This is a genomic window from Streptomyces sp. NPDC127092, from assembly GCF_042722475.1.
Taxonomy (GTDB): Bacteria; Actinomycetota; Actinomycetes; order Streptomycetales; family Streptomycetaceae; genus Streptomyces.
The window spans coordinates 1-25,756 of record NZ_JBHXFE010000064.1; the positions used below are offsets into that span (position 1 = coordinate 1).

Genomic DNA, 25,756 nt, shown 5'->3' on the forward strand with positions numbered 1-25,756 from the left:
GTTCGGGGCGGGCCTCCGGCTCACCCGACCGGCTCGGGGGCCGGCTCACCCGACCGGCTCGGGGGCCGGCTCACCCGACCGGCTCGGGCAGCGGGGCCGGGGCCGGGGCCGCGCCGGCCGCCCGGGCCGTCGCGCGCCGCCCGCCGACGAGCACCGCGGTCAGACCGGCCGCCGCCCACACCGCCAGGACCAGGAGCGCCGACCCGGCGCCCGCGCCGTCGAAGGACGACACCGAGCGCAGCGCCGTGCCCGCCGCGCCCGGCGGAAGCCACTGGCCGAGCGTGCCCAGCGGGGCGGGCAGCAGTTCCGGCGCGGTGGCGACCCCGGAGGAGGGGTTGCCGAGCAGGATCATCAGGACGGCCCCGAGGGCGAGCCCCGCCCTCCCGATCAGCGCGGAGAGCCCGGCCACGGTCGCCCCGACGGCGAGGACGGCGAGCGAGAGCACCCCGGCCTCCGCCCACCAGGCGCCGGTGAGGCCGCCGAGCCAGCTGTCCGCGAGGGCCGCGCCGACCAGGCCGGCCAGCGCCGCCGCACCGATGAGGGCCGCCGCCGCACGACCGCCGCGCAGTCCGAGCAGCGCGGTGACCGCACTCGAGGCGGCGCCCGCCAGGCCGAGCGGCAGCAGGCCCGCCGCGAGGACCGCGCCGCGCGGGTCGGCGGCCGGTGCCGGTACGACATCGGTGACCTGGGGCGCGGTGCCGGCCGGCAGCTGCGCGGCGACGGCCTCGCGCAGCATCCCGGCGACGACGGGGCTCGCCGCGGAGGCGGTCAGCAGCCGGGGACCCTCGGGCGTCACCACGACGGCGCCGTATACGGACCGGTCCTCGATCGCGGCGCGGGCGGCGGCCTCGTCCGTGTAACGGTGCACCTCGAACGCGCCCTCGTGAGCCGCGAGGCGCTGCTCCACGGCGGCCGCGGCGGTGGCGGGCCCGGCGACGCCGACGGGCAGGTCACGCGGGGCGGTACGGGCGGCCGGCCAGGCGAAGGCCCAGAGGGCGAAGGCCACGACGGCGGGGATCAGCAGCACGACCGCGAGCGTCTTCCGGGTGTCTGTGGCGGACATGGCCCACCTCGATTCAAAGAGAAGGATCGTTCGTTTTACGTCTCGGGCCCACTGTCCTGCGAGGGGTCGCGCTTGTCAAGAATGAATATTCGTTTTACGTTTGGCGCCATGGCCCGTGTCTCCCAGGAACACCTCGACGCCCGCCGCCGGCAGATCCTCGACGGCGCCGCCCGCTGCTTCGCCCGCAACGGCTTCCACGCGACGTCCATGCAGGACGTCCTGGCCGAGGTGGGCCTCTCGGCCGGCGCCGTCTACCGCTACTTCCGCGGCAAGGACGAGCTGATCACGGCCATCGCCGACGAGGCCTTCGCCGGCATCCGCGGCGCCTTCCTGGAGGCGTCGAAGACCGTGCCGCCGCCCACGCCCGACGTGCTGCTCGGCGCGGTGCTGCGGCTCTTCCTCGAGGAGCGGATCCCGGGCGCCGACCGGCAGGCCTTCGGCCGGCTGATCCTCCAGGTCTGGAGCGAGACCCTGCGCGACGAGCGGCTGGCCACCGCCCTCGCGACCGGCTACGACGGCATGCGCGAGGCCTGGTCCGAGCTCGTCGCCGTCTACCGCGCGAACGGGCTGATGACCGCCGACGTCTCCGCCGACCACGTGGCCAGGACCCTCATCGCCGTCGCCCAGGGATTCATCGCCCAGCAGGCGCTCTTCGGGGACGTCAGCGTCGACATCCTGGTGGACGGGCTGCGTGGCCTGATGTCCATGCGGACGCAAAGCCCGAGTTAACGAGCCGGAAAAACTTCCGCCCTAACCTGCAATGTCTGACCCGGCGGCCCCTTCCCGTGGCTCAACGGCATGTTGAAGATCGCTAAGGTCCGCTGCTGTCCGGGTGACGCCCGGTGGACGACAGTGAGGTGGAAGCGTGCAACTGAGCCCCCATGAGCAGGAACGTCTGCTCATCCATGTCGCGGCCGACGTGGCCGAGAAGCGCCGGGCCCGCGGGGTGCGGCTCAACCACCCCGAGGCCGTCGCCCTCATCACCTCGCACGTCCTCGAAGGCGCCCGCGACGGCCGCACCGTCGCCGAGCTCATGGCCTCCGGCCGCAAGGTGCTCACCCGCGAGGAGGTCATGGACGGCATCCCCGAGATGATCCACGACGTCCAGGTCGAGGCCACCTTCCCGGACGGGACCAAGCTCGTCACCGTCCATGACCCGATCGTGTGAAGGCGGGCCGTCAGCGATGATCCCCGGAGAAATCCTTTACGGTGACGGGCCCGTGGCACTCAACGAGGGCCGCCCCGTCACCCGCCTCACCGTCCTGAACGCCGCCGACCGGCCCGTCCAGGTCGGCTCCCACTACCACTTCGCCGAGGCCAACCCCGGCCTCGACTTCGACCGGGCCGCCGCCCGCGGACTGCGCCTGAACATCGCCGCCGGCACCGCCGTGCGCTTCGAGCCCGGCATCCCCGTCGAGGTCGAGCTGGTGCCGATCGCCGGCCGCCGGATCGTGCCCGGCCTGCGCGGCGAGACCGCCGGTCCGCTCGACACGGACCAGAACGGAGGCGACCGTGCCTGAACTGCACCGCGCCGTGTACGCCGACCTGTTCGGGCCCACCACCGGCGACCGCGTCCGGCTCGCCGACACCGATCTGCTCGTCGAGATCGAGGAGGACCGCTCCGGCGGCCCGGGGCGCGCCGGCGAGGAGGCCGTGTTCGGCGGCGGCAAGGTCATCCGCGAGTCGATGGGCCAGGCCCGCACCACCCGCGCCGAAGGCGCCCCCGACACCGTGATCACCGGCGCCGTGGTCATCGACCACTGGGGGATCGTCAAGGCCGACATCGGCATCCGCGACGGCCGGATCACCGCGCTCGGCAAGGCCGGCAACCCCGACACCATGGACGGCGTCCATCCCGACCTCGTCATCGGTCCCGAGACCGAGGTCATCGTCGGCAACGGCCGGATCCTCACCGCCGGAGCCGTCGACGCCCACGTCCACTTCATCTCGCCGACCGTCGTCGAACAGGCCCTCGCCACAGGCGTGACCACCCTCGTCGGCGGCGGCACCGGACCCGCCGAGGGCACCAAGGCCACCACCATCACCCCCGGCCCCTGGCACATGGCCCGGATGTTCGAGGCCCTGGACACCTTCCCGGTCAACATCGGGCTGCTCGGCAAGGGCAACACCATGTCCCGGGACGCCATGCGATCCCAGCTGCGCGGCGGCGCCCTCGGGTTCAAGATCCACGAGGACTGGGGCGCCACGCCCGCCGTCATCGACGCCTGCCTGGACGTCTGCGAGGAGACCGGCGCCCAGCTCGCCATCCACACCGACACCCTCAACGAGGCCGGCTTCGTCGGCGACACCCTCGCGGCCATCGCCGGCCGCACCATCCACGCGTACCACACCGAGGGCGCCGGCGGCGGGCACGCGCCGGACATCATCACCGTCGTCTCCGAGCCGCACGTGCTGCCCAGCTCGACCAACCCGACCCGGCCGCACACCGTCAACACCGTCGAGGAACACCTCGACATGCTGATGGTCTGTCACCACCTCAACCCCGCCGTCCCGGAGGACCTCGCCTTCGCCGAGTCCCGCATCCGGCCCTCGACGATCGCCGCCGAGGACGTGCTCCACGACCTCGGCGCCATCTCGATCATCTCCTCCGACTCCCAGGCCATGGGACGGATCGGCGAGGTGGTCATGCGCACCTGGCAGACCGCCCACGTGATGAAGAAGCGGCGCGGCGCCCTGCCGGGCGACGGCACGGCCGACAACCACCGGGTCCGGCGCTACGTCGCCAAGTACACGATCAACCCGGCCGTCGCCCAGGGCATGGGCCACCTCATCGGCTCCGTCGAACCCGGCAAGCTCGCCGACCTGGTGCTGTGGGAGCCCGCCTTCTTCGGCGTCAAGCCGCTCGTCGTCCTCAAGGGCGGCCAGATCGCGTACGCGCAGATGGGCGACGCCAACGCCTCCATCCCCACGCCCCAGCCCGTGCTGCCCCGGCCGATGTTCGGCGCGCTCGGACGGGCCGCCGCCGCCGGCTCCGTCAACTTCGTCGCCGAGGCGGCGATCGAGGACGACCTGCCCCACAAGCTCGGCCTGCACAAGGAGTTCACCGCCATCGGATCCACCCGGCGGATCACCAAGGCCGACATGCGCGAGAACGATGCAGTGCCCCGGGTCGAGGTCGACGCCGACACCTTCTCGGTGACCATCGACGGCGAACGGGTGGAACCGGCCCCCGCCGCCGAGCTGCCCATGGCACAGCGCTACTTCCTCTTCTGAGCAGCGAAGACGCGAAGATGACCCGATCCGCACTCCTGGTGCTCGCCGACGGGCGGTTCCCCGCCGGCGGGCACGCCCACTCCGGCGGCGCCGAGGCCGCCGTCAAGGCCGGCCGGCTGAAGGACGCCGCCGACCTGGCGGCCTTCTGCCGCGGCCGGCTGCACACCACCGGCCTCACCTCGGCCGCGCTCGCGGCGGCCGCCGCCCTCGGCGCCGACCCCTTCGAGCTCGACGCCGCCGCCGACGCCCGTACGCCCTCGCCCGCCCTGCGCGCCGCGAGCCGCCGGCTCGGCCGGCAGCTGATGCGGGCCGCCCGCGCCACCTGGCCGAGCCCGGAACTCGACCGGCTGGCCACCGCGTTCCCGCGCGGCGCCCATCAGCCGGCCGTCCTCGGCACCGCGGCCCGCGCCGCCGGACTCGGCCCCGAGGACGCCGCCCACTGCGTCGCGTACGAGACGGTGAGCGGCCCCGCGACCGCCGCGGTGCGCCTGCTCGGCCTCGACCCGTTCCAGGCCACCGCCGTGCTCGCACGGCTGGCCCCCGCCATGGACGAGATCGCCGCCCACGCCGCCGAGCGGGCCGCCGCCGCGCTCGGCGACGGCGCGGCCGGCGGCCTGGACGCGCTGCCCGCCGCGTCGGCGCCGCTGCTCGACCTGACCGCCGAGCAGCACGCGGCCTGGCCCGTCCGCCTCTTCGCCTCGTAAGACCCCCACCCCCGAGCCCGCAAGGAGCCCACCCATGCACCTCGACCACGGCCACGACCACGGCTCCGCCGTCTCCGCCGACGCCCGCCGGCCCGACGGCAGCCGGCGCGCCCTGCGCATCGGGCTCGGCGGTCCGGTCGGCTCCGGCAAGACCGCCACCGTCGCCGCGCTCTGCCGCGAACTGCGCGACACGTACTCCCTCGCCGTCGTCACCAACGACATCTACACCCGCGAGGACGCCGAGTTCCTGCTCCGCGAAGCCGTCCTGCCGCCCGAGCGGATCCAGGCCGTCGAGACCGGGGCCTGCCCGCACACCGCGATCCGCGACGACATCTCCGCCAACCTCGAAGCCGTCGAGGAGCTGGAGGACTCGGTCGGTCCGCTCGACCTCGTCCTCGTCGAGTCCGGCGGCGACAACCTCACCGCGACCTTCTCCAAGGGCCTCGTCGACGCCCAGATCTTCGTCATCGACGTCGCCGGCGGCGACGACATCCCGCGCAAGGGCGGCCCCGGCGTCACCTCCGCCGACCTGCTCGTCGTCAACAAGACCGACCTCGCCCCGTACGTCGGCTCCGACCTGGAGCGCATGGCGCGCGACGCCAAGGAGCAGCGCGGCGAGCTGCCCGTCGCCTTCACCTCGCTGCGCTCGGAGCAGGGCGTCGGTCCCGTCGCGGACTGGGTCCGCGCCCGGCTCGCGGAATGGACCGCATGAGCCTCGCCGTCCCGGTGGCGCCGGACCGCCGGAGCGTCACCGCCACCGCCAGGATCGTCGCGGGCCCCGGCGGCTCGCTCCCGGTCCTGGAGAGCGCCGGGCCGTTCGCGCTGCGCCGCACCCGCGCCACCGGCCCGTACACCCGGGTCACCGTCGTGGGCGCCATGAGCGCCCCGCTCGGCGGCGACCGGCTCGCCCTGGAGGCGCAGGTGGACGACGGGGCCCGGCTGCTGGTCGACTCCGCCGCCGCCACCGTCGCCCTGCCCGGCGCCGACGGCGCGCCCGCCTCGTACGACGTGCGGCTCTCCGTCGGCGCCGACGCCGAGCTGCGCTGGCTGCCCGAACAGCTCGTCTGCGCCGCCGGATCCGCGCTGCGGATGCGCACCACCGTCGAACTCGCGCCCACCGCACGGCTCGTGCTCCGTGAGGAACAGGTCCTCGGCCGCCACGCCGAGGAGCCCGGCACCCTCGTCAGCCGGCTCACCGTGCGCCGCGCCGGCCGTCCCCTGCTCGACCAGGAAATCGGCCACGGCCCCGGCGCACCCGGAGGCTGGGACGGACCCGCGGTCCTCGCCGGACACCGCGCCACCGGGCAACTCCTGGTCGTCGACCCGGACTTCGCCGACAACACGGGCAAACCGGTGGAAACGCGACTCATCGGCGACCATGCGGTGCTCGCCCCGCTCGCCGGGCCCGCCGCCCTCGTCACCGCCGTCGCCCCCGACGCCCTCGCCCTGCGCCGCGCCCTCGACGAGGCACTCGACCTGCTCGCCGACGGCCGCTGAGGCTCCGCTCAGCGGCACACGGGTCACCGCTTATCGGTTCGGCAAAGAACACCTGTACGCCCTTTCACCACTGCCCCATTGACGAAAGGATCCCCCGGACACCCACGACCACGGCGCTGCCACGGGGGTGGCGCCCACCAGGGGGAGGAACCACTTGCACCTGCGACGCACCGCAGCGGTCGGCTCTGCCGGCACGCTGGTCACGGCCACGCTCATAGCCGGCGCCCTGGCCGCGCCGACCGCCGCCGCCCAGGGCCGCCACGGCATCGACGACGAGGCGCGCGGCGCCTCCGTCGCCGCCGCCCGGGCCGCGAAGGCCGGCATCGACTGGCAGGACTGCCCCGCCGACTGGGGGCTGGAGAAGCCCATCCAGTGCGGCTGGGTCACCGTCCCCGTCGACTACGCCAAGCCGGACGGCAAGCAGATCAAGATCGCCGTCGACCGCATCGGCGCCACCGGCACCCCGGCCGAGCGTCAGGGCGCGCTCCTCTACAACCCGGGCGGCCCCGGCGGCTCCGGCATGCGCTTCCCGCGCCGGGTCACCACCCACAACAAGATCTGGGCGAACACCGCCAAGGCCTACGACTTCGTCGGCTTCGACCCGCGCGGCGTCGGCCACTCGGCGCCCATCTCCTGCGTCGACCCGACCGAGTTCGTCAAGGGCCCCAAGCTCGACCCGGTCCCGGACAGCGAGGCGGACAAGCTCGCCCAGCGCAAGCTGGCCGCCGAGTACGCCAAGGGCTGCGCCGAGAAGAGCGGCGACATGCTGCCGTACATGACCACCCGCAACACCGCCCGCGACCTCGACGTCATCCGGGCCGCCCTCGGCGAGAAGAAGCTCAACTTCGTCGGCGTCTCCTACGGCACCTACCTCGGCGCCGTCTACGGCACGCTGTACCCGTCCCACGTGCGCCGCATGGTCGTCGACAGCGTGGTCGACCCGTCGAAGAAGGAGATCTGGTACGGGGCCAACCTCAACCAGGACATCGCCTTCGAGGGCCGCCTCAAGGACTGGATGACCTGGGTCGCCCAGCACGACGACGCCTTCCACCTCGGCAAGACCTACGACGAGGTCCGGCAGCAGTGGACGACCCTGCGCGCCGCCGCCAAGAAGGAGCCGCTCGGCGGCAAGGTCGGCCCGGCCGAGCTCATCGCCTTCTTCCAGAACGCCCCGTACTACGACTCCATGTGGGTCCCGGTCGCCGAGGCCTGGAGCGCCTACGCCGCGGGCGACCCGCAGCCGCTGATCGACTCGGCCGCCGCCGACCTCACCGACACCGCCGGCAACATCGCCGCGGAGAACGGCAACGCCGTCTACACCGCCGTCGAGTGCGCCGACGCGCCGTGGCCGACCAGCTGGAAGAAGTGGGACCGGGACAACTCCCGGCTGCACGAGCAGTACCCCTTCATGACCTGGTCCAACGCCTGGATGAACCTGCCCTGCGCCACCTGGTCCGCACCGCGTCAGCGGCCGACCGACGTCAGGACCGGCAAGGGCCTGCCGCCGGTGCTCATCGTCCAGGCCGAGCGTGACGCGGCGACGCCGTACTCCGGCGCCGTCGAGCTCCACAAGCGCTTCAAGGGCTCGCGCCTGATCACCGAGAAGAACGCCGGCTCGCACGGCGTCACCAACCTCGCGAACTCCTGCATCAACCCGCGGGTCGAGACGTACCTGCTCACCGGCGAGGTGGACAGCCAGGACGTGACGTGCGAGCCGCACGCCACGCCCAAGCCGTAACATCCGCACCACGGGGGAGGGGCGGTCGCCGGTTCCGGCGGCCGCCCCTCCGCGCCCGATGCCCTCCCGGACGGCCGGTCAGCCGCGCGCGGCCAGCCAGGCGTCCTCGGCCGCGTAGTCGAAGAAGTCCACGCCGTACTTCACCAGACCCGGGAAGGCCTCCCGCCAGTCCCGCTCCGCCACCGTCGACGCCAGGAACTCGATCGTGCCGGGCAGCGACTCCGCGTAGCCCACCACCGCCCGGTAGCCCAGCTCCCGCTCGGCCGCCGACATGTCCGCCACCACCGGATGCGGCGTCGTCCACGGCGTGCACCCGACCATGTCCTCGCCCGGCGGCCCCTCGAACAGGATCGTCTCGCTGGTCACGCCCATCGCCGCGTCGATCGCCGCGCCGATCTCCGCCACCGTCGGCGCCTCCGGGTCGGCGCCGTTGAGCACGCGGCTCCCCGGCTTCGCCGCGGCCAGCCGGATCAGCTCGGCCAGGTTGTCCACGTGCACCGGGTGGAAGACGGACCGGCCGCCCTCCGCCAGGATTCGCACCGGCCGCCCGTCCAGCGCCCGCTTCACGAACCACAGTTCGCGCGGACCCGGACTGTACGGGCCGTGCACGGCCGCCGCCCGCAGCACCGTGGCCGGCAGCCTCTCGCCCGCCTTCAGCAGCTCCAGCTCCAGGGCCACCTTCCGGGTGCCGTACGAGGAGTCGCCCGGCGCGACCGTCCGCCAGGTCTCCGGGATCGGCAGCGGGTACTCCGGGAAGCCGTCGGGCTCGTCCTGCGTGTCGAAGTTCCGCCCCTGGTCGTCCTCGTAGACCGCACCGCTGGAGATCACCACCGCCGAACCGATCCGGTCCGCCATTCCCGTCAGCTGCCGGCCGTGCCCGGCGTCGTAGGCCACGACGTCCACCAGGACGTCCGTGCCCGCGCCGAGCGCCGCCGACAGCGCTCCTTCCTCGTCACGGTCCACCGCCACCGACCGGACCTCCGCCGGCCACCGCTCGTCCCTGCCGCCCCGGCGCGAGGCGGCGGTCACCTCCCAGCCGTCCGCGACGAGCGCCCGCACGGCCGCCCGTCCGATCTGTCCCGTCGCTCCCAGCACGAACGCGTTTCCCTTGGTCATGGCCAGGACGCTACGGGCCGGGGGCCGGGCGGCCCAGGACCTTTCGCCGTGCGCGGATCCGCCGTCAGCGTTCCGCCTCCGGGAACTTCTCAGGCCCCGGCGCGGTTCCCGCCGCCTTCACCTTCGCGGCGTACTCGTCCACGTACTCCTGCCCGGACAGCGACATGATCGCGTACATGATCTCGTCCGTGACCGCGCGGACCGCGGCCTTCTCGCCCTCCATCCCCGCGTACCGCGAGAAGTCCAGCGGCTCGCCGAAGCGGATGGTGACCCGGCGGATCCGCGGCAGCACCCGGCCCGGCGGCTGGATCTCGAAGGTGCCCAGCATCGCGCACGGCACCACCTTCACCCCGGCCGTGAGCGCCATCACCGCCACCCCCACCTTGCCCTTGTACAGCCGGCCGTCGTGCGACCGCGTGCCCTCCGGGTAGATGCCGAGCAGCTCGTCCTTGGCGAGCACCCCGAGCCCCTCGCGGATCGCCGCCTGCCCCGCCTCCTTGCCCGAGCGGTCCACCGGGATCTGGCCCGCGCTGCGGAAGAACGCCGCCGTCAGCCGGCCCTTCAGACCCGGGCCGGTGAAGTACTCCTGCTTCGCCAGGAAGGTGATCCGCCGGCTCAGCACCACCGGCATCAGGAAGTGGTCGGAGAACGACAGGTGGTTGCCGGCGACGATCGCCGCACCCTCCTCCGGGACGTGCTCCAGACCCTCCACCCGCGGCCGGAACAGCACCTTCAGCAGCGGCCCGAGCAGCACGTACTTGAGCACGTAGTAGAACACCGGCAACCCCCGTCCCTCGCCCGACAAGCCCCGTGCAAGCCCTTTGTAACCAAGGCCGGGCCCGTGGTCCACTGGTGGGGAGGAGCGGGACCGATGACAGGCGCGCGCGGGCACAGGCGTCCCGGCGCAGCCGCCACCGCCGCACTGGTGTGCGCCGTGACGGCCGCCGGTCTGTACGGCTGCTCCGGCTCGGGCCCGTCGGAGCCCACGCCGACCCCGACGCCGACGCCCGCGCCCGCCACCTCGCCCCCCGGCGGTGTCTCCCCGCTCACCGGCCTGCCGGCCCGCTCCGGGCCGGTGCTCGCCGTCAAGATCGACAACGTGCCGCCGGCCCGGCCGCACACCGGGCTCACCGACGCCGACCTCGTCTACGTCGAGCAGGTCGAGTCCGGCCAGACCCGCCTCATGGCGGTCTACGCGTCGAAGGTCCCCGACCGGGTGGGCCCGGTGCGCAGCGCCCGCGAGTCCGACCTCGCCCTGCTGCGGCAGTTCGGCCGCCCGGTCCTCGCCTACTCCGGCGCCCAGAGCGCCCTCACGCCACTGCTGGAGGCCGCCCCGCTGCACCTGGTCACCGAAGCCGGCGACCCCGGCGCCTTCCGGCGCGATCCGGGCCGCGCCGCCCCGCACAACCTGTACCTGCGGCCCGCCCGCGCGCTCGCCGCCGCGCCCGACGCCACCCACGCCAAGGACATCGGCTTCCGCTTCGGCCCGGCCCCGGCGGACGGCACTCCCGTCAACAGCCGTACGGTCCGCTTCCCCGCCACCCGCTACACCTTCACCTGGGCGCCCGCCGAGCACGCCTGGCGGGTCACCATGGACGGCCGCTCCGACGGGCCGCTGAAACCGGCCACCGTCGTGGTGCAGCACGTCACCCTGAAGGCCTCCCGCTTCCACGACTTCCTGGGCGCCGTCTCCCCGTACACCGTCACCACCGGCTCCGGCAGCGCGCAGGTGCTGCGCGACGGCAAGGTCCACGAGGCCCGCTGGAACCGCCCCGACGCGGACTCCGGCACCGTCTTCACCACCCCGGCGGGCGCGCCGCTGAACTTCGCGCCCGGCCAGGTGTGGGTGCTGCTCACCGGGACCTGAGAGACCTAGGGCTGTGGCCGGGGCCGGTGGCGCCGGGGCCTGGGCGGCCGGAGGTGCGGCTCGCCAGCGTCGGCGGCGGCCATGCCGATGGTGGCCACGCCGAGCACCACCCAGCCGAACCAGAGCCAGCCGCTGCTGCCGAGCGCCACCGTGTACGTGGTGATCAGCACCAGGGACGCGAAGGTGATCGCACCCATCGTCTTCGTGGGACCGGACATCATCGCTCCGCCCTCCTCCCCGCCCCATCGTGACCCCGGAGGAGGGGCGCGCGCCAGACCTGCGACGCCCCGGTCGTGCGCCGGTACGGAGCGTGAGCTCCCGTCCTACCGGCCGCGCGCCTGGAGAGAGGCGCCCGTCCTACCGGCCGCGCGCCTGGAGGGAGGCCAGGTACGCGTTGTACGCCTCCAGCTCCTTGTCGCCGTCCCGGTCCGCGGCCCGGTCCTTGCGGACCGCCTGCCGCTGCTCGGAGTGGTACCACTGGTAGACCAGCGCGATCAGCACGAGCACGGACGGGATCTCGCTGAACGCCCAGGCGATGCCGCCCGCCGCGTTCTGGTCCGAGAGCGCGTCGATGCCGAGCGAGGCCGGCGGGTTCTCGTACACCTTCACCAGCGGCTCGGTCGCCATCATCATCGCGATGCCGAAGAAGGCGTGGAACGGCATGCCCGCGAACAGCTCCAGCATCCGCATCACGTATCCCGGCCGGTGCGGGCCCGGGTCGACGCCCATGATCGGCCAGAAGAAGACCAGGCCCACCATGAGGAAGTGCACCATCATCGCGACGTGGCCCGTCTTCGACTCCATCAGGAAGTCGAACAGCGGGGTGAAGTAGAGCCCGTAGAGGCTCGCGATGAACATCGAGATGGTGAACGCCGGGTGCGTGACCACCCGCATGTACCGGCTGTGCAGCAGCTTGAGGAGCAGCTCGCGCGGGCCGAGCGAACCGCGCCCGGCCACCGGGAGCGCCCGCAGCGCCAGCGTCACCGGCGCACCGAGCAGCAGCAGGATCGGCGACAGCATGGAGATCACCATGTGCTGCACCATGTGCACGCTGAACATGACCATGCCGTAGTCGTTGAGCCCGGTGCACATCACGAGCGCGATGCTCAGCACGCCCACGGTGAAGAGCACCGTCCGGCTCACCGGCCAGGCGTCCCCGCGCCTGCGCAGCCGCGTCACGCCCCAGCCGTACAGGCCGAGCGCGGCGAGACAGCCGAAGAGGAAGAACAGGTCGGGGGAGAACTCCAGGGCCCGCCCCAGCGTGAACGGCGGCAGATCCATCGTCATGCCGTGCCCGCTGTGATCCATCTGTTACTCCTGGAGCCCGATTCGCGCTTGTTGTCCGCACCAGACTAGAACCGCCCCCGATCGCGATCGCGACCGGGGGCGGTTCGTGGCGGGGCGAGCCCGCGGGAGGCTCGTCAGAGCACGTTCTCCGCCTCGGCGTAGCGCTCCGCCGGGACCGTCTTCAGGGTCTCCACCGCCCGTGCCAGCGGGACCAGTTCGATGTCGGTGCCGCGCAGGGCCGTCAGCATGCCGAACTCGCCGCGGTGCACCGCCTCCACCGCGTGCCAGCCGAAGCGGGTCGCGAGGACCCGGTCGTACGCGGTCGGGGTGCCGCCGCGCTGGACGTGGCCGAGGATCACCGGGCGGGCCTCCTTGCCGAGGCGCCGCTCCAGCTCGACGGACAGCTGGTTGGCCACGCCGGTGAACCGCTCGTGCCCGTAGATGTCGGTGCCGGCGGTCTTGAAGTCCATCGAGCCGCCCTCGCGGGGCTTCGCGCCCTCGGCGACCACGACGATCGCGAAGCGCTTGCCGTCCTCGAAGCGGGCGCCGACCCGGGCGGTCAGCTCGTCGATGTCGAAGGGCCGCTCGGGCACCACGATGGCGTGCGCGCCGGCCGCCATGCCGGAGTGCAGCGCGATCCAGCCGGTGTGCCGGCCCATGACCTCGACGATCAGCACGCGCTGGTGGGACTCGGCGGTGGTCTTCAGCCGGTCGAGGGCCTCGGTCGCCACGGTCACGGCCGTGTCGAAGCCGAAGGTGACGTCGGTGGAGGCGATGTCGTTGTCGATGGTCTTCGGGACGCCGACGATCGGCAGCCCCGCCTCGGAGAGCAGGTTCGCCGCCTTCAGCGTGCCCTCGCCGCCGATCGGGATGATGGCGTCGATGCCGAGGTCGGCGACGTGGCCCTTGGCGCGCTCGACGCCGTCGACGAGGTGCGCGGGCTGGACGCGGGAGGAGCCGAGGATGGTGCCGCCGCGGGCGAGGATGCCGCCCACCGCGTCGAGGTCCAGCTTCCGGTAGTCCGCCTCCAGGAGGCCCTTCCAGCCGTCGTGGAAGCCGATGACCTCGTCACCGTGGTCGACGACGGCGCGGTGCACGACGGACCGGATGACGGCGTTCAGACCGGGACAGTCTCCGCCGGAGGTGAGCACACCAATGCGCATAGCCCAAAAACCTTTGCAACGTGGGCCGACTCCCGGACCACGTCGTCCGGCTGGATCCCCGCCACCCTATCGGTGCCGAGTGGCGGGGCCGAACCGAATGTCCGCAGATTGGACACCGTATTTACTTACGAATCCAATGTGCGTAGCCGCGCTCAGACGTGCAGTCTGTCGGGCCGTCAGGCGGGCTGCGTGGCCGCCGCGATGCGCTCGGCGCGCAGCGCCTCGTACCAGCGGTCGTCCGTCGGCGGCAGCGCGTTGACGTCGAGGGCCAGCTTCAGGAGCAGGTCCGCGATCTGCGGGTTCCGCGCCATCACCGGGCCGTGCATGTACGTGCCGAAGACGGTGTCGTTGTACGCGCCCTCGGTGCCGTCGCCCGTGCCGTTGCCGTTGCCGAACACGGTCCGCGCGAACGCCCGGGCGGTCGGCCCGAGATGGGTGACGCCCTGGTGGTTCTCGAACCCGGTGAGCTGGGGCAGGCCCAGCTGCGGGTCGATGTCCGCGAGCACGTCGCCGACGCAGCGGGCGCCCTCGCCGCGGACCGTGGTCACGTCGAGCAGGCCGAGGCCGGCCTGGCGCTCGCCGACGTCGTTGACGAACTCGTGGCCCAGGATCTGGTAGCCGGCGCACACCGAGAAGATGATCGCGCCGTTGGACGCGGCCCGGCTCAGACCGCCGTCGCGGAGCAGCCGCTCGGCCGCGAGCCGCTGCGGCCGGTCCTCGCCGCCGCCGATCAGGTAGATGTCGCCGGAGGTCGGGACCGGCTGGTCGCTGCGCACGTCGAGGCGCTCGACGCTGAGACCGCGCTGCTGGGCGCGGCGCTCGACGACGAGGACGTTGCCCTGGTCGCCGTAGGTGCTGAGCAGGTCCGGGTAGACCCAGACCACACGCAGGCTGCTGTCACTCATGCTGCACGTCCTTCTGCGAGTCGTGTCGGGGTCAGTTGCCCACGCGGCGGCGGACGTCCTGGAAGGCGGTGTAGTTCGCGATCAGCTCGATCTGCCCGGGCGGGGCCACCGTGACGGCCTCGTCGAGCGTCTCGCACACCCGGAAGTCCACACCCGCGACCTCGAGCCGGACCGCGAGGTCCAGCTTGCGGTCGCCGATCACCATGATCGGGTGGCCGGCGAGCCGGCCGTAGTCCACGTCCCACAGCCAGGAGGTGTCGGTGCCGTCGGCGCCGCGGGCGTTGACGGAGAGGATCACCGGCGTCGGCGGCTGGTCGATGAGGGAAAACGTTTCGAGCCACCCCGCCGGGTTCTTCGCGAGCAGCAGCCGCAGCTCCCGGCCCTGGAAGGTCACCACGTCGTAGCGGCCGGCGACGGCCTGCACCTGGTACATGCGCTCCAGGGCGACCTGCGGCGGCACCCCGAAGACCGCGGCGACCGCGGCGGAGGTGGCGGCGTTCGCCTTGTTGGCGCGGCCGGGCAGCTGGAGGTGGATCGGCCAGGCCGAGCCGTGCGGGTCGAGCACGTGGTCGCCGTTGAGCGCCCAGCTCGGCGCGGGGCGGCGGAAGCCGCACTCGCCGCAGAACCAGTCGTCGCCCGGGCGCTGCAGCACGCCGCCGCAGGCGGGGCAGGACCAGGCGTCGTCCTTCCACTCCTGGCCCACGGCGACCCACACCACGTTGGGGGAGGAGGAGGCGGCCCAGACGATCAGCGGGTCGTCGGCGTTGGCGATGACGACGGCCTTGCTGCCGTTGAGGCCCTCGCGCCACTTCTCGGCCAGCATCCGCGTCTCGGCCGCGCGGTCGAGCTGGTCACGGGAGAGGTTGAGCAGGGCGATCGCCTTGGGAGTGGTGTCCCGGGCGACGCCGGCCAGGTACTTCTCGTCGACCTCGATCACGCCGTACTTCGCGTCCGAGCCGCCGGCGAGGGCGGAGGTGATGCCGGCCGGCATGTTGGCGCCGAGCGCGTTGGACACGACCGGACCGCTGGCCCGCAGGGCCTCGGCGATCAGCCGGGTCGTGGTGGTCTTGCCGTTGGTCGCCGACACGAGCACGACGTCCAGGTGCTGCGCGAGCGCGCCCAGCAGATCGGGGTCGAGCTTGAGCGCCACCCGGCCGCCGATCACCGATCCGCTGCCGCGCCCCGCCGCCCTCGACACGGCTGCGGCGGCCTTGCCCGCCGTCACGGCCAGCTTGGCGCGCGCGGACAGCGGCTCCGAGTTGCTGCCTGACATCGTCCTTGTTCCTCCTTGCGTCGGTCCGGGCTCAGCCTATCGAGATCCGGCCAGCAGCCCGAACCGCGGCACCACCACCGGGGCGTCCTGACCCCTGAACGTACCCTTGCGCCCATGCGAAACCGCCCGATCCCCGGCAGTTCCGGCCACGTCCGAGCGATGACCCTGCTCGGCGACCCCGTGCTGCACACCCCCTGCGAGACCGTCACCGACTTCGGCCCCGGGCTCGCCCGGCTCGTCGAGGACATGTTCGCGACGATGTACGCGGCCAATGGCGTCGGCCTCGCCGCGAACCAGGTGGGCACGGGGCTGCGGGTCTTCGTCTACGACTGCCCGGACGACGAGGACGTCCGGCACCTGGGCCACGTGGTGAACCCACGCCTCGTCGAGGCGGACGGCGACGTGATCCGCGGCCCGGAGGGCTGTCTGTCCCTGCCGGGCCTCGAGGCGCCGACCCCGCGCTTCGACCGCGCGGTGGTCGAGGGCGTCCGCCTCGACGGCAGCCCGGTCCGCATCGAGGGCACGGGCTTCTTCGCCCGCTGCCTCCAGCACGAGTGCGACCACCTGGAGGGCCGGGTGTACGCGGACCACGTCACGGGGTGGGGCCGGCGGCGCCTGCTGCGGGCGATCCGCAAGGAGCGATGGGGGAGCGGCGCGGCGGTACTGGAGGGCTGACCCGGGGGCCCGGCCCCGGGACCCCGGGGCTGCCGGGCGCGTGTTCTCCGAGCGCCGGAACCGGCGGGACCAGGGGCTGCCGGGCGCCTGCCCAGCCGAGCTCCGAGCGCCCGGAACCGCCGAGCTCCGAGCCCCGGAACCGCGAGCGGAAATCCCGGCCGGATCCCGGCGGGATCCGGCCGGACGCCGGGCAGACCCGGGCAGACCCCGGGCAGAGCCCCGGTCTGAACCGGCACCCTCCCCGGAAGTCCCGTCAGAAGCCCGGGCCGTCCGGGCGGTCCTGGGCCTGGGCCAGGCGGCCCCACAGGACGTCCGCGAGGGCGCGCACCAACTCCTGTCGTGAGCAGGGGCGTTCGCCCAGCCACCAGTCGCCCGCCGCGTGCATCATGCCGACGATGCCGTGGCCCCAGATGCGGGCCTGGGCCTCGCCGCCCGGGCCGAGGTCGATGCGCTCGGCGATGACCTGGCCAAGCTCCTCGCCCATGCGGCGCAGCAGCGGCGCGGAGTGCCGGCCGACGTCGAAGCCCTGCTCGGACTGGTGGGACTCCTCGGCGGGATGCATCAGGAAGCGGTACACCTGCGGCATCGCCTCGATGGAGGCCAGATACGTGTCGAGGGTGGACTCGACCCGCCGGCGCCGGTCCGCGGGCGCGTCGAGCGCGGCCCGCAGTGCCGAGAGCAGGGCGTCGGTGTGGCGGGTGGCGAGCGCCCGGTAGAGGCCGCCCTTGTCGCCGAAGTGGCGGTAGAGGATCGGCTTGGTAATCCCCGCCTCGGCGGCGATCGCGTTCATGGAGGCCTTGGGGCCGTCGCGGAGCACCACGCGGTCCGCCGCCTCCAGCAGTTCGCGGCGCCGCTGGTCGGCCGGCTTCTGCTGGTCGGTGGTGGCCCGGTGTGTGGTGTCCATAAGCGTGTCTCCCCGCCCGTACGAAATTCCTGAGGCTGTCGCAACGTAACACCCGGACGGCACCCGGTGCCGTCCGGCCGTCGTCCGCCGGTCGAGCGCCAGGAAGCGTTCCGCTGCTGGTTGACAGCCCCTACCCACCGGTAACAGACTGCTGTTACCGCAAGTAACACACCGCCGGAGGGAACCATGGCCGAGTTCACGCTCGAACTCAACGACGACCAGAAGCAGGTGCGCGACTGGCTCCACGGCTTCGCCGCCGACGTGATGCGCCCCGCGGCCGCCGAGTGGGACGAGCGTGAGGAGACCCCCTGGCCGATCATCCAGGAAGCCGCCAAGCTCGGAATCTACTCCCTCGACTTCTACGCCCAGCAGTTCTTCGACCCGACGGGTCTCGGCATCCCGATGACCATGGAGGAGCTCTTCTGGGGCGACGCCGGCATCGCCCTCTCGATCGTGGGCACCGGTCTCGCCGCCGTCGGCGTCCTCGCCAACGGTACCGAGGAGCAGATCGGCACCTGGGTCCCGCAGATGTACGGCGACGCCGACGACGTCAAGGTCGCCGCCTTCTGCTCCTCCGAGCCCGACGCCGGATCCGACGTGGCCTCGATGCGCACCCGCGCCGTCTACGACGAGGCCAAGGACGAGTGGGTGATCAACGGCACCAAGACCTGGGCGACCAACGGCGGCATCGCCAACGTCCACGTCGTCGTCGCCGTCGTCGACCCCGAGCTCGGCTCCAAGGGCCACGCCTCCTTCATCGTGCCGCCGAACACGCCCGGCCTCTCCCAGGGCCAGAAGTTCCAGAAGCACGGCATCCGGGCCTCGCACACCGCCGAGGTCGTCCTGGAGAACGTCCGCGTCCCCGGCCACTGCCTCCTCGGCGGCAAGGAGAAGCTCGACGAGCGCCTGGCCCGCGCCCGCGAGCGCGCGAAGAACGGCGGCGAGCGGGTGAAGAACGCCGCCATGGCCACCTTCGAGGCCTCCCGCCCCGCCGTCGGCGCCATGGCCGTCGGCACCGCCCGCGCCGCGTACGAGGTCGCCCTCGACTACGCGAAGACCCGCGAGCAGTTCGGCCGCCCGATCATCGACAACCAGGGCGTCGCCTTCCAGCTCGCCGACATGCGCACCCAGATCGACGCGGCCCGGCTGCTGGTCTGGCGCGCCTCCTGGATGGCGACCGCCGGCAAGCCCTTCACCTCCGCCGAGGGCTCGATGTCCAAGCTGTACGCGAGCGAGGTCGCCAAGAAGGTCACCGCCCAGGCCATCCAGATCCTCGGCGGCAACGGCTACACCCGCGAGTACCCGGTGGAGCGGATGCACCGCGACGCGGCGATCTACACGATCTTCGAGGGCACCAGCGAGATCCAGCGCCTGGTGATCGCCCGCACCCTCTCCGGCATGCCGATCCGGTAGCCCCGTCCGCTCCCCGTACGGCCCGCTCCCCGTGCAGCCGTGTCACCTGCGGCTTCCCCCGGTCGTGGCCGATAATCGATGCCACGTGACAGCCGGGGGGAGCGCATGGGGACGACGGACGGGCCGGCGACGGCGGAGGCCGTGCCGAGACAGGACCGGTTCGACTGGTTCTGCGAGACGGTGACCAACGACCTGCTGCCGGTGAGCGTCAGCTCCGCGCACACGGCGGACTTCCACGCCGCCATCCAGGACGTCGAGCTGGGGGCGGTGCGGCTGTCGTCCTTCGCCTTCTCGCCCGTACGCGCCCGGCGCACCGCGGCCCACGTACGGCAGGGCGACCCGGAGCAGTACCAGCTGATCCTGGTCACGCGCGGCCGCTACCGGACGTCCCAGCGGGGCAACGAGTCCTCCTTCGAGAACGGCCTGGTGCTGTTCGACACCTCGCGGCCCAACGAGAACGTCACCGACAGCGCCGACGGACCCGTCCACGCGATCATGCTCCAGATCCCGCACTCCGCCCTGGCGATCCGGCCCGAACGGCTCGACCGGCTCCTCGCGCGGGGCATACCCGCCGACCGCGGACCGGCGGCGATCCTGGCCGGCCACCTCCGCAGCCTGCTCGCCCACGGCCCCGAGTGCACGCCCGCGGACCGGGCGGCCATGGGGTCCGTCGTCGTGGACCTGGCGACCACCTGCCTCGCGCGGCAGCTCGGCACCCCCGAAGCGGCGCCCGCCGAGGCCCGCGCCCAGGAGATGCTGCACCGGGTCACCCGGTTCATCGACCACAACCTCGGCGACCCCGACCTCACCCCGAGAGCGGTCGCCGAGCACCACAACATGTCCCTGCGGGCTCTCTACGGCCTCTTCCGCGACCAGCCGGAGAGCGTCGCCGCCCGCATCCGCCAGGGCCGCCTCGCCCGCGCCCGCGAGGAGCTGACCCGCCCCGAACTCCTCGGACAGCCCGTCCAGGCCATCGCCGCCCGCTGGGGCTTCTCCAGCGCCACCGTGTTCAGCAGGGCCTTCCGCCAGGCCTACGGGATCACGCCCACCGAGCAGCGGGAGGCCGTGGCGCACCGGCCGTGAGCACGGATCGTCGAGGATCCCCGCACGCTGTGCACAGACGCGCCGCCCGCGCGGCCGTAGATTCCCCAGAGCCCGAACAAGATCGACATCCGGATGCAGGGGGAGAGCATGGACGTCGTCCGTGACGTCACCGGGGACCGCGGGGAACGGGCGGCCGCCGTGCTGGCCCTGGAGGATCCCGCGGCGACGCTGGAGACCGCCGGCGGCAAGGGAGCGGCGCTCGCGGAACTCGCCAGGGCCGGACTGCCGGTTCCCGGCGGCTTCCACGTGACGACCGAGGCCTACCGCGCCTTCGTGACCGGCGCCGGGCTCGACCGGCGCATCCGCGAGGCCCTCTCCGAGGAGGAGCCGGGGCCCCGCGTCCGCGCGTACTTCGCCGAGGCCGAACCGCCCGCCGCCCTCCGGGAGGCGATCCTCGGGGCGTACGGAGCCCTCGGCACACCCGGCGCCACGGTCGCCGTGCGCTCCTCCGCCACCGCCGAGGACCTGCCGGACCTCTCCTTCGCCGGCCAGCAGGACACCTACCTCAACATCCGCGGCGAGACCGCCCTGCTCGCCGCTGTACGCGACTGCTGGGCCTCGCTGTGGACCGACCGCGCCATCGCCTACCGCGAGCGCGCCGGGATCGCCCACGAGGACGTGGCGCTCGCCGTCGTGGTGCAGGAACTCGTGGCCGCGGACGCCGCCGGCGTCATGTTCACGGTCGACCCGCTCTCCGGCCGCACCGACCGGCTGGTCGTCAACGCCGCCTGGGGCCTCGGCGAGGCCGTCGTCGGCGGCCTGGTGACACCCGACACGACCGTCGTCGACCGCACGACGTTCGCCGTCGTCGAGCGGCACGTCGCCACCAAGGACGTCATGACCGTCCCCGTCCCCGAAGGCACCCGGGAGGAACCCGTACCCGCCGACCGCCGGGACGCGCCCGTCCTGACCGACGCCGAGACGGTCGACCTCGCCCTGCTCGGACTGCGGATCGAGAAGTTGTACGGCGAGCCCCGCGACATCGAATGGGCCCGCGAGGGCGGAAGGCTGCACATCCTCCAGGCCCGCCCGGTCACCGCCGCCGCCCCGCCCGCGCCCGAGGTCTGGAACGACAGCACCGGCGTCGACGCGCTGTGGACCAGCGCCAACCTCGGCGAAGCCGTCCCCGACGTGATGACGCCCGCCACCTGGTCCTTCGTCCGCCGCTTCATGGGCGACGTGATGGTCGGCGCCACCCTCGAAGGCCGCCCGCTCTACGGCAACATCGGCGGCCGCTTCTACATGAACCTCTCCGTCACCGCCACCCTCGCCGCCGCCTTCGGGCAGGGCGCCAAGTTCGCGCAGGCCAACGAGATGGTCTTCGGCCGGCTGCCCGAGGGCGTCGAGATCCCGCTGCTGCCCGCCCGGAGACTGCGGGTGTGGCGGGACACCCTGGGAGAGGCCATCGGCGTCGTCCGCAGGATCCGCGCCCACGCCGGACGGCTGCCCGGATTCCTCGAGGAGGCGCCCCGCCGCTGCGAGGACCTCCGGGGGCGGGTCGCCGCGGCCGGCAGCTCCGCCGAACTCGCCCGGCTGTGGGACGACGAGATCTCCCCGTACTTCCGGCTCTGCTGCCACATGCTCCAGGCCGCCACCCGCCGGGACGGCGACACCCTCGTCAAGGCCCGTGCCACCCTGCGCGGACTCGTCGGCGAGGCGGACGCCGACCTGATGACCACCGGCCTCGGCGACGAGGGACGGCTCGCCAGCATGGGTCCGCTGCTCGGACTGGAACGGCTGGCCCGCGGCGAGACGGACCGGGCCGCCTACACCCGCGCCTACGGCCACCGCGGCCCCCACGAGTTCGAGGTGTCACGCCCCCGCCCCGCCGAGGAACCCGGCTGGATCGACCGCCGCCTGGCCGCGCTCGGCGACGTCGAGGAGACCGCCGGCGTCCGGCTCGACCGGCAGCAGGAGGCACGTACGGCCGCGTGGCGGCGCTTCGGCGAACGCCATCCCCGGAGGGTCGCCGCCATGCGCCGAGCCGTCGACCGCTGGGCCTCCTCCGCCCGGCTGCGCGAGGCCGCCCGCACCGAGGTCGCACGGGTCTTCTGGCTGCTGCGGGACTTCGTCCGCGTCGCCGGTGAGCTCACCGGCCACGGCGACGCGCTGTTCTTCCTCACGGAGGAGGAGATCCTCCAGCTGCTCGGCGGCGACGGGACACCGCTCACGGCTGTGCCCGCCCGCCGGGCGGCCCACGAGCTGTACGGCTCGCTGCCCGTCTACCCGACACTGATCCGCGGCGAGTTCGACCCGCAGCGCTGGGCGGCCGACCCGCACCGCCGCGCCGACCTCTTCGACGCCCACGACCGCGTACCGCCCTCGGACACCGTCACCGGCTCGCCCGCCTCCGGCGGAGTGGTCGAGGGCCCGGCCCGCGTCGTGGCCACCGTCGAGGAGGGCGAGGCCCTGCGGCCCGGCGAGATCCTGGTCACGACCGTGACCAACATCGGCTGGACACCGCTGTTCACCCGGATCGCGGCGATCGTCACCGACGTCGGCGCCAACCTGTCCCACTCCTCCATCGTGGCCCGTGAACTCGGCATCCCCGCCGTCGTCGGCTGCGGCGACGCGACCACCCGGATCAGGACCGGCCAGCGCATCCGCGTCGACGGCGGCCGGGGCACCGTGGAGGTGGTCGAGCCGTGCTGAGGCACCACCACGAGCCGCGCGACCCGTGCCAGGAGATGCGCGCGCACTTCCGGCGCTCGGCGGAAGACTGCGGCTTCACGCTCAGCGAGGCGCAGGAACGCGCCGCCGAGCGACTGTCCCTGCTCGCCGGCGAACTCGCCGAACCCCACGGCCTGTTCCACCGCCCGGCCCGGGCCTTCGGCCTCGTCCGGCCCGACCGGCCGGCGCGCGGCCTCTACCTCTGGGGTCCGGTCGGGCGCGGCAAGAGCTGGCTCGTCGACACCTTCTTCGACGGTCTGGTGAGCTCCCGCAAACGGCGGCTGCACTTCCACGACTTCTTCCGCGAACTCCACGACGGCGTCTCCCGCGACGCCCTGTCGTCGGACCGGCCCGACGGCCCGCACAACGCCGTCGAACGCTCCCTCGACACGCTGCTCGGCGACTGCCGCGTCCTGTTCTTCGACGAGTTCCACGTGCACGACGCCGGCGACGCGATGCTCGTCGCCCGCCTGCTGCGCACCCTCGTCGACCGGGGCGTCACGCTGGTCACCACGTCCAACTACCCGCCCGCCGGGCTCCTGCCCGACCCGGTGCACCACCACCTCTTCGCGCCCACGATCGAACTGATCGAGGCCCGCATGGACGTCCTGGACGTGTCAGGCCCCACCGACTACCGGCAGCAGCAGGCGGTACGGGCCGACGGCTCCCGCCGGTTCGCCGAAGGCGCCTGCCTCACCCACGAGGACGACGCCCTGCTCGACCTGGGAATCCCGGCCCCCCGCCCGGCCGAGGCCGCGCCCGTCCCCGTCCACCGCCGCACGCTGCCCGCCAGGGCGATCCGCGCCGGACTCGTCTGGCTCGGCTTCGACGTGCTGTGCGAGGGCACCACCGCCGTCCCCGACTACCTGGCCCTCGCCGAGCACTTCGACACCCTGGTGCTCGACGGCGTGCCGCCGCTCACGGACTGCACGCCCGACACGCGCCGGCGCTTCGCCAACCTGGTCGACGTGTGCTGCGACCGCGACGTCCGGCTCGTCCTCGTCGGCGCCGACCCGCTCGCGGACCTCACCGGCGGCACGCACCTCATGCGCGACCTGGACCGCACCGCCAGCCGGCTCGCGATGCTCCGCCGCCCGGCGGGCACGCCGTGACCGCCGGGCGGACGGGCTCACACCACGCAGAACTCGTTGCCCTCCGGGTCCTGGAGCACCACCGCGTAGTAGTCCATCCCGTCCGGCTCGTCCATCGTGTACAGCACGGACGCGCCGAGCGCCGTCAGCCGGGCCACCTCGCCGTCCACCCGGGACCGGCGCTCGGCGAGCGGCACCGCCCTGCCGCCGCCGACCTTCAGGTCCAGGTGCAGCCGGTTCTTGCCGGTCTTCGGCTCGGGCACCTGCTGGAACCAGACCCGGGGGCCGGTGCCCTTCGGGTCCACGATCGACTCGGGAAGCAGCCCGGCCTCGTCGCCCAGCTCCTCCTCGGGCACGCCGATCGCCCGCCAGTACGACTGCCAGTCCGCATGGCCCTCCGGCGGCGGCTCCGGCACGTACCGCAGGGCCTCCGCCCAGAAGGGCACGAGGCGCTGCGGCTCGGCGCAGTCGATCGTGAGCTGCAGGATCATCTCGGGCCTGTCCGCGCTTCCGTCCGCGTTTCCGTCCATGCGGCACAGCCTCCCAGACACCACTGACAACGGCCCGGCGACGCCGGCCGGCAACGGCCCACGGCGGCCCGACGCGCCGCCTACCGGCCGGTCATCACGTGCGGCAGAATCGACCGCGCCACCGACGCTCACAAGGGGGAACAGCACGATGGCGACGACGAACGCTCCGGCGATACCCGAGCTCACCGGACTCCCGCTGCTCGGCTCGCTGCTCGACCTGAAGAACGACTCGCTCGGCACCTTCCTCAAGGCCCGGCGCGACCACGGTGACGTCGTCCGGATCTCCGCCGGACCGCCCGGGTTCCGGGCCACCGTCCACTGCGTGTTCTCCGCCGAGGGCGCCCAGCAGGTGCTCGCCGGAGAGGCCGCCAACTTCCGCAAGGACAACGCCTTCTACCAGGAGATCCGCGAGTCCTTCGGCAACGGCCTGCTCACCAGCCAGGACGGCGACTACCTGCGCCAGCGGCGGCTCGTCCAGCCGCTGTTCACCCGCCGCAGCGTGGACACCTACGCCTCCGCCGTCGCCGACGAGGTCACCCGGCTCACCGACGGCTGGCGCGCCGCGGGCGACGGCACCGTCGACGTCGTCCACGAGATGACCGGACTCGCGCTGCGCGCCGTCGCCCGCATCCTCTTCGGCACCGACGTCGACGCCGCCGTCGGCATCGTCGAGCGCTGCTTCCCGGTGCTCGGCGACTACGTCTCCCGGCGCGGCTACTCGCCGCGCAAGCCCCCGCGCTCCTGGCCCCTGCCCGACAACCGGCGGGCGGCCGTCGCGCACGAGGAGCTGTACGCCGTGTGCGACCGGATCATCGCCGAGCGGCGGGCGGCCGGCCCGGACGCCGCCCAGGGGCGGGACCTGCTGACCCTCCTGGTGGCCGCGGGCGACGAGCACGGCGGCTTCGACCCCGCCGAACTGCGCGAGCAGGTCCTGGTGTTCCTGCTCGCGGGGCACGAGACGACCGCCACCTCGCTCGGCTTCGCCCTCCACCTCCTCGCCCGCCACCCCGAGCAGCAGCGGCTGGCCCACGAGGAGCTGGACCGGGTCCTGGCGGGCCGCACGCCCGGCGCCGCCGACCTCGACGAGCTGCCGTACCTCACCCGGGTCCTCAAGGAGGCCATGCGGCTGTTCCCGGCGGCCCCGGCCATCGGGCGCCGGGCCGTCGAGGCCGTCGAGATCGGCGGGCACCTGATCCCGGCCGGCGCGGACGTGATCGTCTCCCCGTGGGTGACCCACCGCCACCCGCGCTACTGGGACGACCCGGAGCGCTTCGACCCGGACCGCTTCCTGCCCGAACGCGAGGCCGGGCGCCCGCGCTACGCGTACTTCCCGTTCGGCGGCGGGCCGCGCGCCTGCATCGGGCAGCACTTCTCGATGCTGGAGTCGGTGATCGCCCTGGCGATGATCCTCCAGGCCTACGAGCTGGAGGCGATCGACACCCATGTGCCGCTCGCCTCGGCGATCACCCTGCAGGCCCTCGGCCCGGCCCGCTGCCGTCTGACGGCCCGTACCGCCTGACGG

General features: G+C 73.4%; 25 protein-coding genes. 15 read left to right on the forward strand and 10 right to left on the reverse strand.

The genetic code is table 11. The features are described 5' to 3' along the window. Window positions 1-70: 70 nt before the first annotated feature. A complete protein-coding gene (locus tag ACFWJO_RS34825; protein WP_386871806.1) occupies window positions 71-1,063 on the reverse strand; it encodes an ABC transporter permease in 993 nt (330 codons plus the stop codon). A gap of 108 nt (window positions 1,064-1,171) precedes the next feature. Here ACFWJO_RS34825 and ACFWJO_RS34830 point away from each other — a divergent pair, with 108 nt between their 5' ends. From ACFWJO_RS34830 to ACFWJO_RS34865, 8 genes are all read left to right on the forward strand, one after another. Further along, on the forward strand, window positions 1,172-1,792 hold the full coding sequence (locus ACFWJO_RS34830) for a TetR/AcrR family transcriptional regulator (RefSeq protein ID WP_386871808.1): 621 nt from the start codon (window positions 1,172-1,174) through the stop codon (window positions 1,790-1,792). A gap of 136 nt (window positions 1,793-1,928) precedes the next feature. Then, the gene (locus tag ACFWJO_RS34835; protein WP_384419212.1) at window positions 1,929-2,231 is read left to right on the forward strand and encodes an urease subunit gamma; all 303 of its coding nucleotides are present in this window, start codon (window positions 1,929-1,931) and stop codon (window positions 2,229-2,231) included. A 16-nt stretch (window positions 2,232-2,247) separates the two neighbouring features. Next, a complete protein-coding gene (locus ACFWJO_RS34840; RefSeq protein WP_385689846.1) occupies window positions 2,248-2,583 on the forward strand; it encodes an urease subunit beta in 336 nt (111 codons plus the stop codon). Beyond that, window positions 2,576-4,297: an urease subunit alpha gene (locus ACFWJO_RS34845; RefSeq protein WP_386871810.1), complete on the forward strand. Its 1,722-nt coding sequence runs from the start codon at window positions 2,576-2,578 to the stop codon at window positions 4,295-4,297. Before ACFWJO_RS34840 ends, ACFWJO_RS34845 begins: the two co-directional genes overlap by 8 nt. A 17-nt stretch (window positions 4,298-4,314) precedes the next feature. Then, complete coding sequence (locus ACFWJO_RS34850; RefSeq protein ID WP_386871811.1) at window positions 4,315-5,001, forward strand: urease accessory protein UreF; 687 nt, start codon at window positions 4,315-4,317, stop codon at window positions 4,999-5,001. A 34-nt stretch (window positions 5,002-5,035) separates the two neighbouring features. Beyond that, window positions 5,036-5,713 carry an urease accessory protein UreG gene (gene ureG / locus ACFWJO_RS34855; protein WP_386871813.1) on the forward strand — a complete coding sequence of 226 codons (678 nt, stop codon included), beginning with the start codon at window positions 5,036-5,038 and terminating at the stop codon, window positions 5,711-5,713. Then, the gene (locus tag ACFWJO_RS34860) at window positions 5,710-6,498 is read left to right on the forward strand and encodes an urease accessory protein UreD (RefSeq protein ID WP_386871814.1); all 789 of its coding nucleotides are present in this window, start codon (window positions 5,710-5,712) and stop codon (window positions 6,496-6,498) included. Before ureG ends, ACFWJO_RS34860 begins: the two co-directional genes overlap by 4 nt. A 160-nt stretch (window positions 6,499-6,658) precedes the next feature. After that, window positions 6,659-8,236, forward strand: a complete 1,578-nt coding sequence (locus ACFWJO_RS34865) for an alpha/beta hydrolase (protein ID WP_386871851.1) — start codon at window positions 6,659-6,661, stop codon at window positions 8,234-8,236. 78 nt (window positions 8,237-8,314) lie between these two features. Here the strand turns inward: ACFWJO_RS34865 and ACFWJO_RS34870 are convergent, their stop codons facing one another. Both ACFWJO_RS34870 and ACFWJO_RS34875 read right to left on the reverse strand, forming a co-directional pair. Beyond that, window positions 8,315-9,352, reverse strand: a complete 1,038-nt coding sequence (locus tag ACFWJO_RS34870; protein ID WP_386871816.1) for an NAD-dependent epimerase/dehydratase family protein — start codon at window positions 9,350-9,352, stop codon at window positions 8,315-8,317. A gap of 64 nt (window positions 9,353-9,416) precedes the next feature. Continuing rightward, entirely contained in the window at window positions 9,417-10,130 is a 714-nt protein-coding gene (locus ACFWJO_RS34875; protein ID WP_384419194.1) for a lysophospholipid acyltransferase family protein, read from the reverse strand. A 93-nt stretch (window positions 10,131-10,223) separates the two neighbouring features. Between ACFWJO_RS34875 and ACFWJO_RS34880 the strand changes: the two genes are divergently transcribed. Further along, window positions 10,224-11,219, forward strand: a complete 996-nt coding sequence (locus ACFWJO_RS34880; protein WP_386871818.1) for a DUF3048 domain-containing protein — start codon at window positions 10,224-10,226, stop codon at window positions 11,217-11,219. Window positions 11,220-11,224: 5 nt separating this feature from the next. Here the strand turns inward: ACFWJO_RS34880 and ACFWJO_RS34885 are convergent, their stop codons facing one another. From ACFWJO_RS34885 to ACFWJO_RS34905, 5 genes are all read right to left on the reverse strand, one after another. Next, the gene (locus ACFWJO_RS34885; RefSeq protein ID WP_386871853.1) at window positions 11,225-11,440 is read right to left on the reverse strand and encodes a hypothetical protein; all 216 of its coding nucleotides are present in this window, start codon (window positions 11,438-11,440) and stop codon (window positions 11,225-11,227) included. 136 nt (window positions 11,441-11,576) lie between these two features. Next, window positions 11,577-12,527, reverse strand: coding sequence for a cytochrome c oxidase assembly protein (locus tag ACFWJO_RS34890; protein ID WP_386871819.1), 951 nt, complete (start codon window positions 12,525-12,527; stop codon window positions 11,577-11,579). A gap of 113 nt (window positions 12,528-12,640) precedes the next feature. Further along, entirely contained in the window at window positions 12,641-13,669 is a 1,029-nt protein-coding gene (locus ACFWJO_RS34895; protein ID WP_386871821.1) for a 6-phosphofructokinase, read from the reverse strand. Window positions 13,670-13,845: 176 nt separating this feature from the next. Next, window positions 13,846-14,574: a type 1 glutamine amidotransferase gene (locus ACFWJO_RS34900; RefSeq protein WP_386871822.1), complete on the reverse strand. Its 729-nt coding sequence runs from the start codon at window positions 14,572-14,574 to the stop codon at window positions 13,846-13,848. Between the two features lie 31 nt (window positions 14,575-14,605). Further along, window positions 14,606-15,847, reverse strand: a complete 1,242-nt coding sequence (locus tag ACFWJO_RS34905) for a MurT ligase domain-containing protein (protein WP_384419180.1) — start codon at window positions 15,845-15,847, stop codon at window positions 14,606-14,608. A gap of 114 nt (window positions 15,848-15,961) precedes the next feature. Between ACFWJO_RS34905 and def the strand changes: the two genes are divergently transcribed. Continuing rightward, window positions 15,962-16,522 carry a peptide deformylase gene (gene def, locus ACFWJO_RS34910; RefSeq protein WP_386871824.1) on the forward strand — a complete coding sequence of 187 codons (561 nt, stop codon included), beginning with the start codon at window positions 15,962-15,964 and terminating at the stop codon, window positions 16,520-16,522. 253 nt (window positions 16,523-16,775) lie between these two features. On the opposite strand, the gene ACFWJO_RS34915 is transcribed toward def, so the two are convergent. Then, complete coding sequence (locus tag ACFWJO_RS34915) at window positions 16,776-17,426, reverse strand: TetR family transcriptional regulator (RefSeq protein WP_384419174.1); 651 nt, start codon at window positions 17,424-17,426, stop codon at window positions 16,776-16,778. Window positions 17,427-17,612: 186 nt separating this feature from the next. Here ACFWJO_RS34915 and ACFWJO_RS34920 point away from each other — a divergent pair, with 186 nt between their 5' ends. The 4 genes from ACFWJO_RS34920 to zapE all read left to right on the forward strand — a co-directional run bounded on the left by ACFWJO_RS34920 (window position 17,613) and on the right by zapE (window position 23,725). Beyond that, entirely contained in the window at window positions 17,613-18,839 is a 1,227-nt protein-coding gene (locus ACFWJO_RS34920) for an acyl-CoA dehydrogenase family protein (RefSeq protein ID WP_386871827.1), read from the forward strand. A gap of 105 nt (window positions 18,840-18,944) precedes the next feature. Beyond that, a complete protein-coding gene (locus ACFWJO_RS34925) occupies window positions 18,945-19,922 on the forward strand; it encodes a helix-turn-helix domain-containing protein (RefSeq protein WP_386871829.1) in 978 nt (325 codons plus the stop codon). 108 nt (window positions 19,923-20,030) lie between these two features. Next, window positions 20,031-22,595, forward strand: a complete 2,565-nt coding sequence (locus ACFWJO_RS34930) for a PEP/pyruvate-binding domain-containing protein (RefSeq protein ID WP_386871831.1) — start codon at window positions 20,031-20,033, stop codon at window positions 22,593-22,595. Beyond that, the gene (gene zapE / locus ACFWJO_RS34935) at window positions 22,589-23,725 is read left to right on the forward strand and encodes a cell division protein ZapE (protein WP_386871833.1); all 1,137 of its coding nucleotides are present in this window, start codon (window positions 22,589-22,591) and stop codon (window positions 23,723-23,725) included. The genes ACFWJO_RS34930 and zapE overlap by 7 nt, the downstream gene beginning before the upstream one ends. A gap of 17 nt (window positions 23,726-23,742) precedes the next feature. Here the strand turns inward: zapE and ACFWJO_RS34940 are convergent, their stop codons facing one another. Next, window positions 23,743-24,234, reverse strand: a complete 492-nt coding sequence (locus ACFWJO_RS34940) for a VOC family protein (protein ID WP_386871835.1) — start codon at window positions 24,232-24,234, stop codon at window positions 23,743-23,745. 148 nt (window positions 24,235-24,382) lie between these two features. Between ACFWJO_RS34940 and ACFWJO_RS34945 the strand changes: the two genes are divergently transcribed. Then, window positions 24,383-25,753, forward strand: a complete 1,371-nt coding sequence (locus ACFWJO_RS34945; protein ID WP_386871837.1) for a cytochrome P450 — start codon at window positions 24,383-24,385, stop codon at window positions 25,751-25,753. Window positions 25,754-25,756: the final 3 nt, after the last annotated feature.

Excerpts from the sequence above, each read along its gene's own strand:
- ACFWJO_RS34840 (WP_385689846.1), top strand. The coding sequence starts at position 2,248 with ATGATCCCCGGAGAAATCCTTTACGGTGACGGGCCCGTGGCACTCAAC.
- ACFWJO_RS34890 (WP_386871819.1), bottom strand. The coding sequence starts at position 12,527 with ATGGATCACAGCGGGCACGGCATGACGATGGATCTGCCGCCGTTCACG.
- ACFWJO_RS34915 (WP_384419174.1), bottom strand. The coding sequence starts at position 17,426 with ATGGACACCACACACCGGGCCACCACCGACCAGCAGAAGCCGGCCGAC.
- ACFWJO_RS34830 (WP_386871808.1), top strand. The coding sequence starts at position 1,172 with ATGGCCCGTGTCTCCCAGGAACACCTCGACGCCCGCCGCCGGCAGATC.
- ACFWJO_RS34920 (WP_386871827.1), top strand. The coding sequence starts at position 17,613 with ATGGCCGAGTTCACGCTCGAACTCAACGACGACCAGAAGCAGGTGCGC.
- ACFWJO_RS34880 (WP_386871818.1), top strand. The coding sequence starts at position 10,224 with ATGACAGGCGCGCGCGGGCACAGGCGTCCCGGCGCAGCCGCCACCGCC.
- def (WP_386871824.1), top strand. The coding sequence starts at position 15,962 with ATGCGAAACCGCCCGATCCCCGGCAGTTCCGGCCACGTCCGAGCGATG.
- ACFWJO_RS34825 (WP_386871806.1), bottom strand. The coding sequence starts at position 1,063 with ATGTCCGCCACAGACACCCGGAAGACGCTCGCGGTCGTGCTGCTGATC.
- ACFWJO_RS34900 (WP_386871822.1), bottom strand. The coding sequence starts at position 14,574 with ATGAGTGACAGCAGCCTGCGTGTGGTCTGGGTCTACCCGGACCTGCTC.
- ACFWJO_RS34870 (WP_386871816.1), bottom strand. The coding sequence starts at position 9,352 with ATGACCAAGGGAAACGCGTTCGTGCTGGGAGCGACGGGACAGATCGGA.
- ACFWJO_RS34860 (WP_386871814.1), top strand. The coding sequence starts at position 5,710 with ATGAGCCTCGCCGTCCCGGTGGCGCCGGACCGCCGGAGCGTCACCGCC.
- ACFWJO_RS34945 (WP_386871837.1), top strand. The coding sequence starts at position 24,383 with ATGGCGACGACGAACGCTCCGGCGATACCCGAGCTCACCGGACTCCCG.
- ACFWJO_RS34925 (WP_386871829.1), top strand. The coding sequence starts at position 18,945 with ATGGGGACGACGGACGGGCCGGCGACGGCGGAGGCCGTGCCGAGACAG.
- ACFWJO_RS34940 (WP_386871835.1), bottom strand. The coding sequence starts at position 24,234 with ATGGACGGAAACGCGGACGGAAGCGCGGACAGGCCCGAGATGATCCTG.
- ureG (WP_386871813.1), top strand. The coding sequence starts at position 5,036 with ATGCACCTCGACCACGGCCACGACCACGGCTCCGCCGTCTCCGCCGAC.
- ACFWJO_RS34850 (WP_386871811.1), top strand. The coding sequence starts at position 4,315 with ATGACCCGATCCGCACTCCTGGTGCTCGCCGACGGGCGGTTCCCCGCC.
- ACFWJO_RS34930 (WP_386871831.1), top strand. The coding sequence starts at position 20,031 with ATGGACGTCGTCCGTGACGTCACCGGGGACCGCGGGGAACGGGCGGCC.
- ACFWJO_RS34905 (WP_384419180.1), bottom strand. The coding sequence starts at position 15,847 with ATGTCAGGCAGCAACTCGGAGCCGCTGTCCGCGCGCGCCAAGCTGGCC.
- ACFWJO_RS34885 (WP_386871853.1), bottom strand. The coding sequence starts at position 11,440 with ATGATGTCCGGTCCCACGAAGACGATGGGTGCGATCACCTTCGCGTCC.
- ACFWJO_RS34895 (WP_386871821.1), bottom strand. The coding sequence starts at position 13,669 with ATGCGCATTGGTGTGCTCACCTCCGGCGGAGACTGTCCCGGTCTGAAC.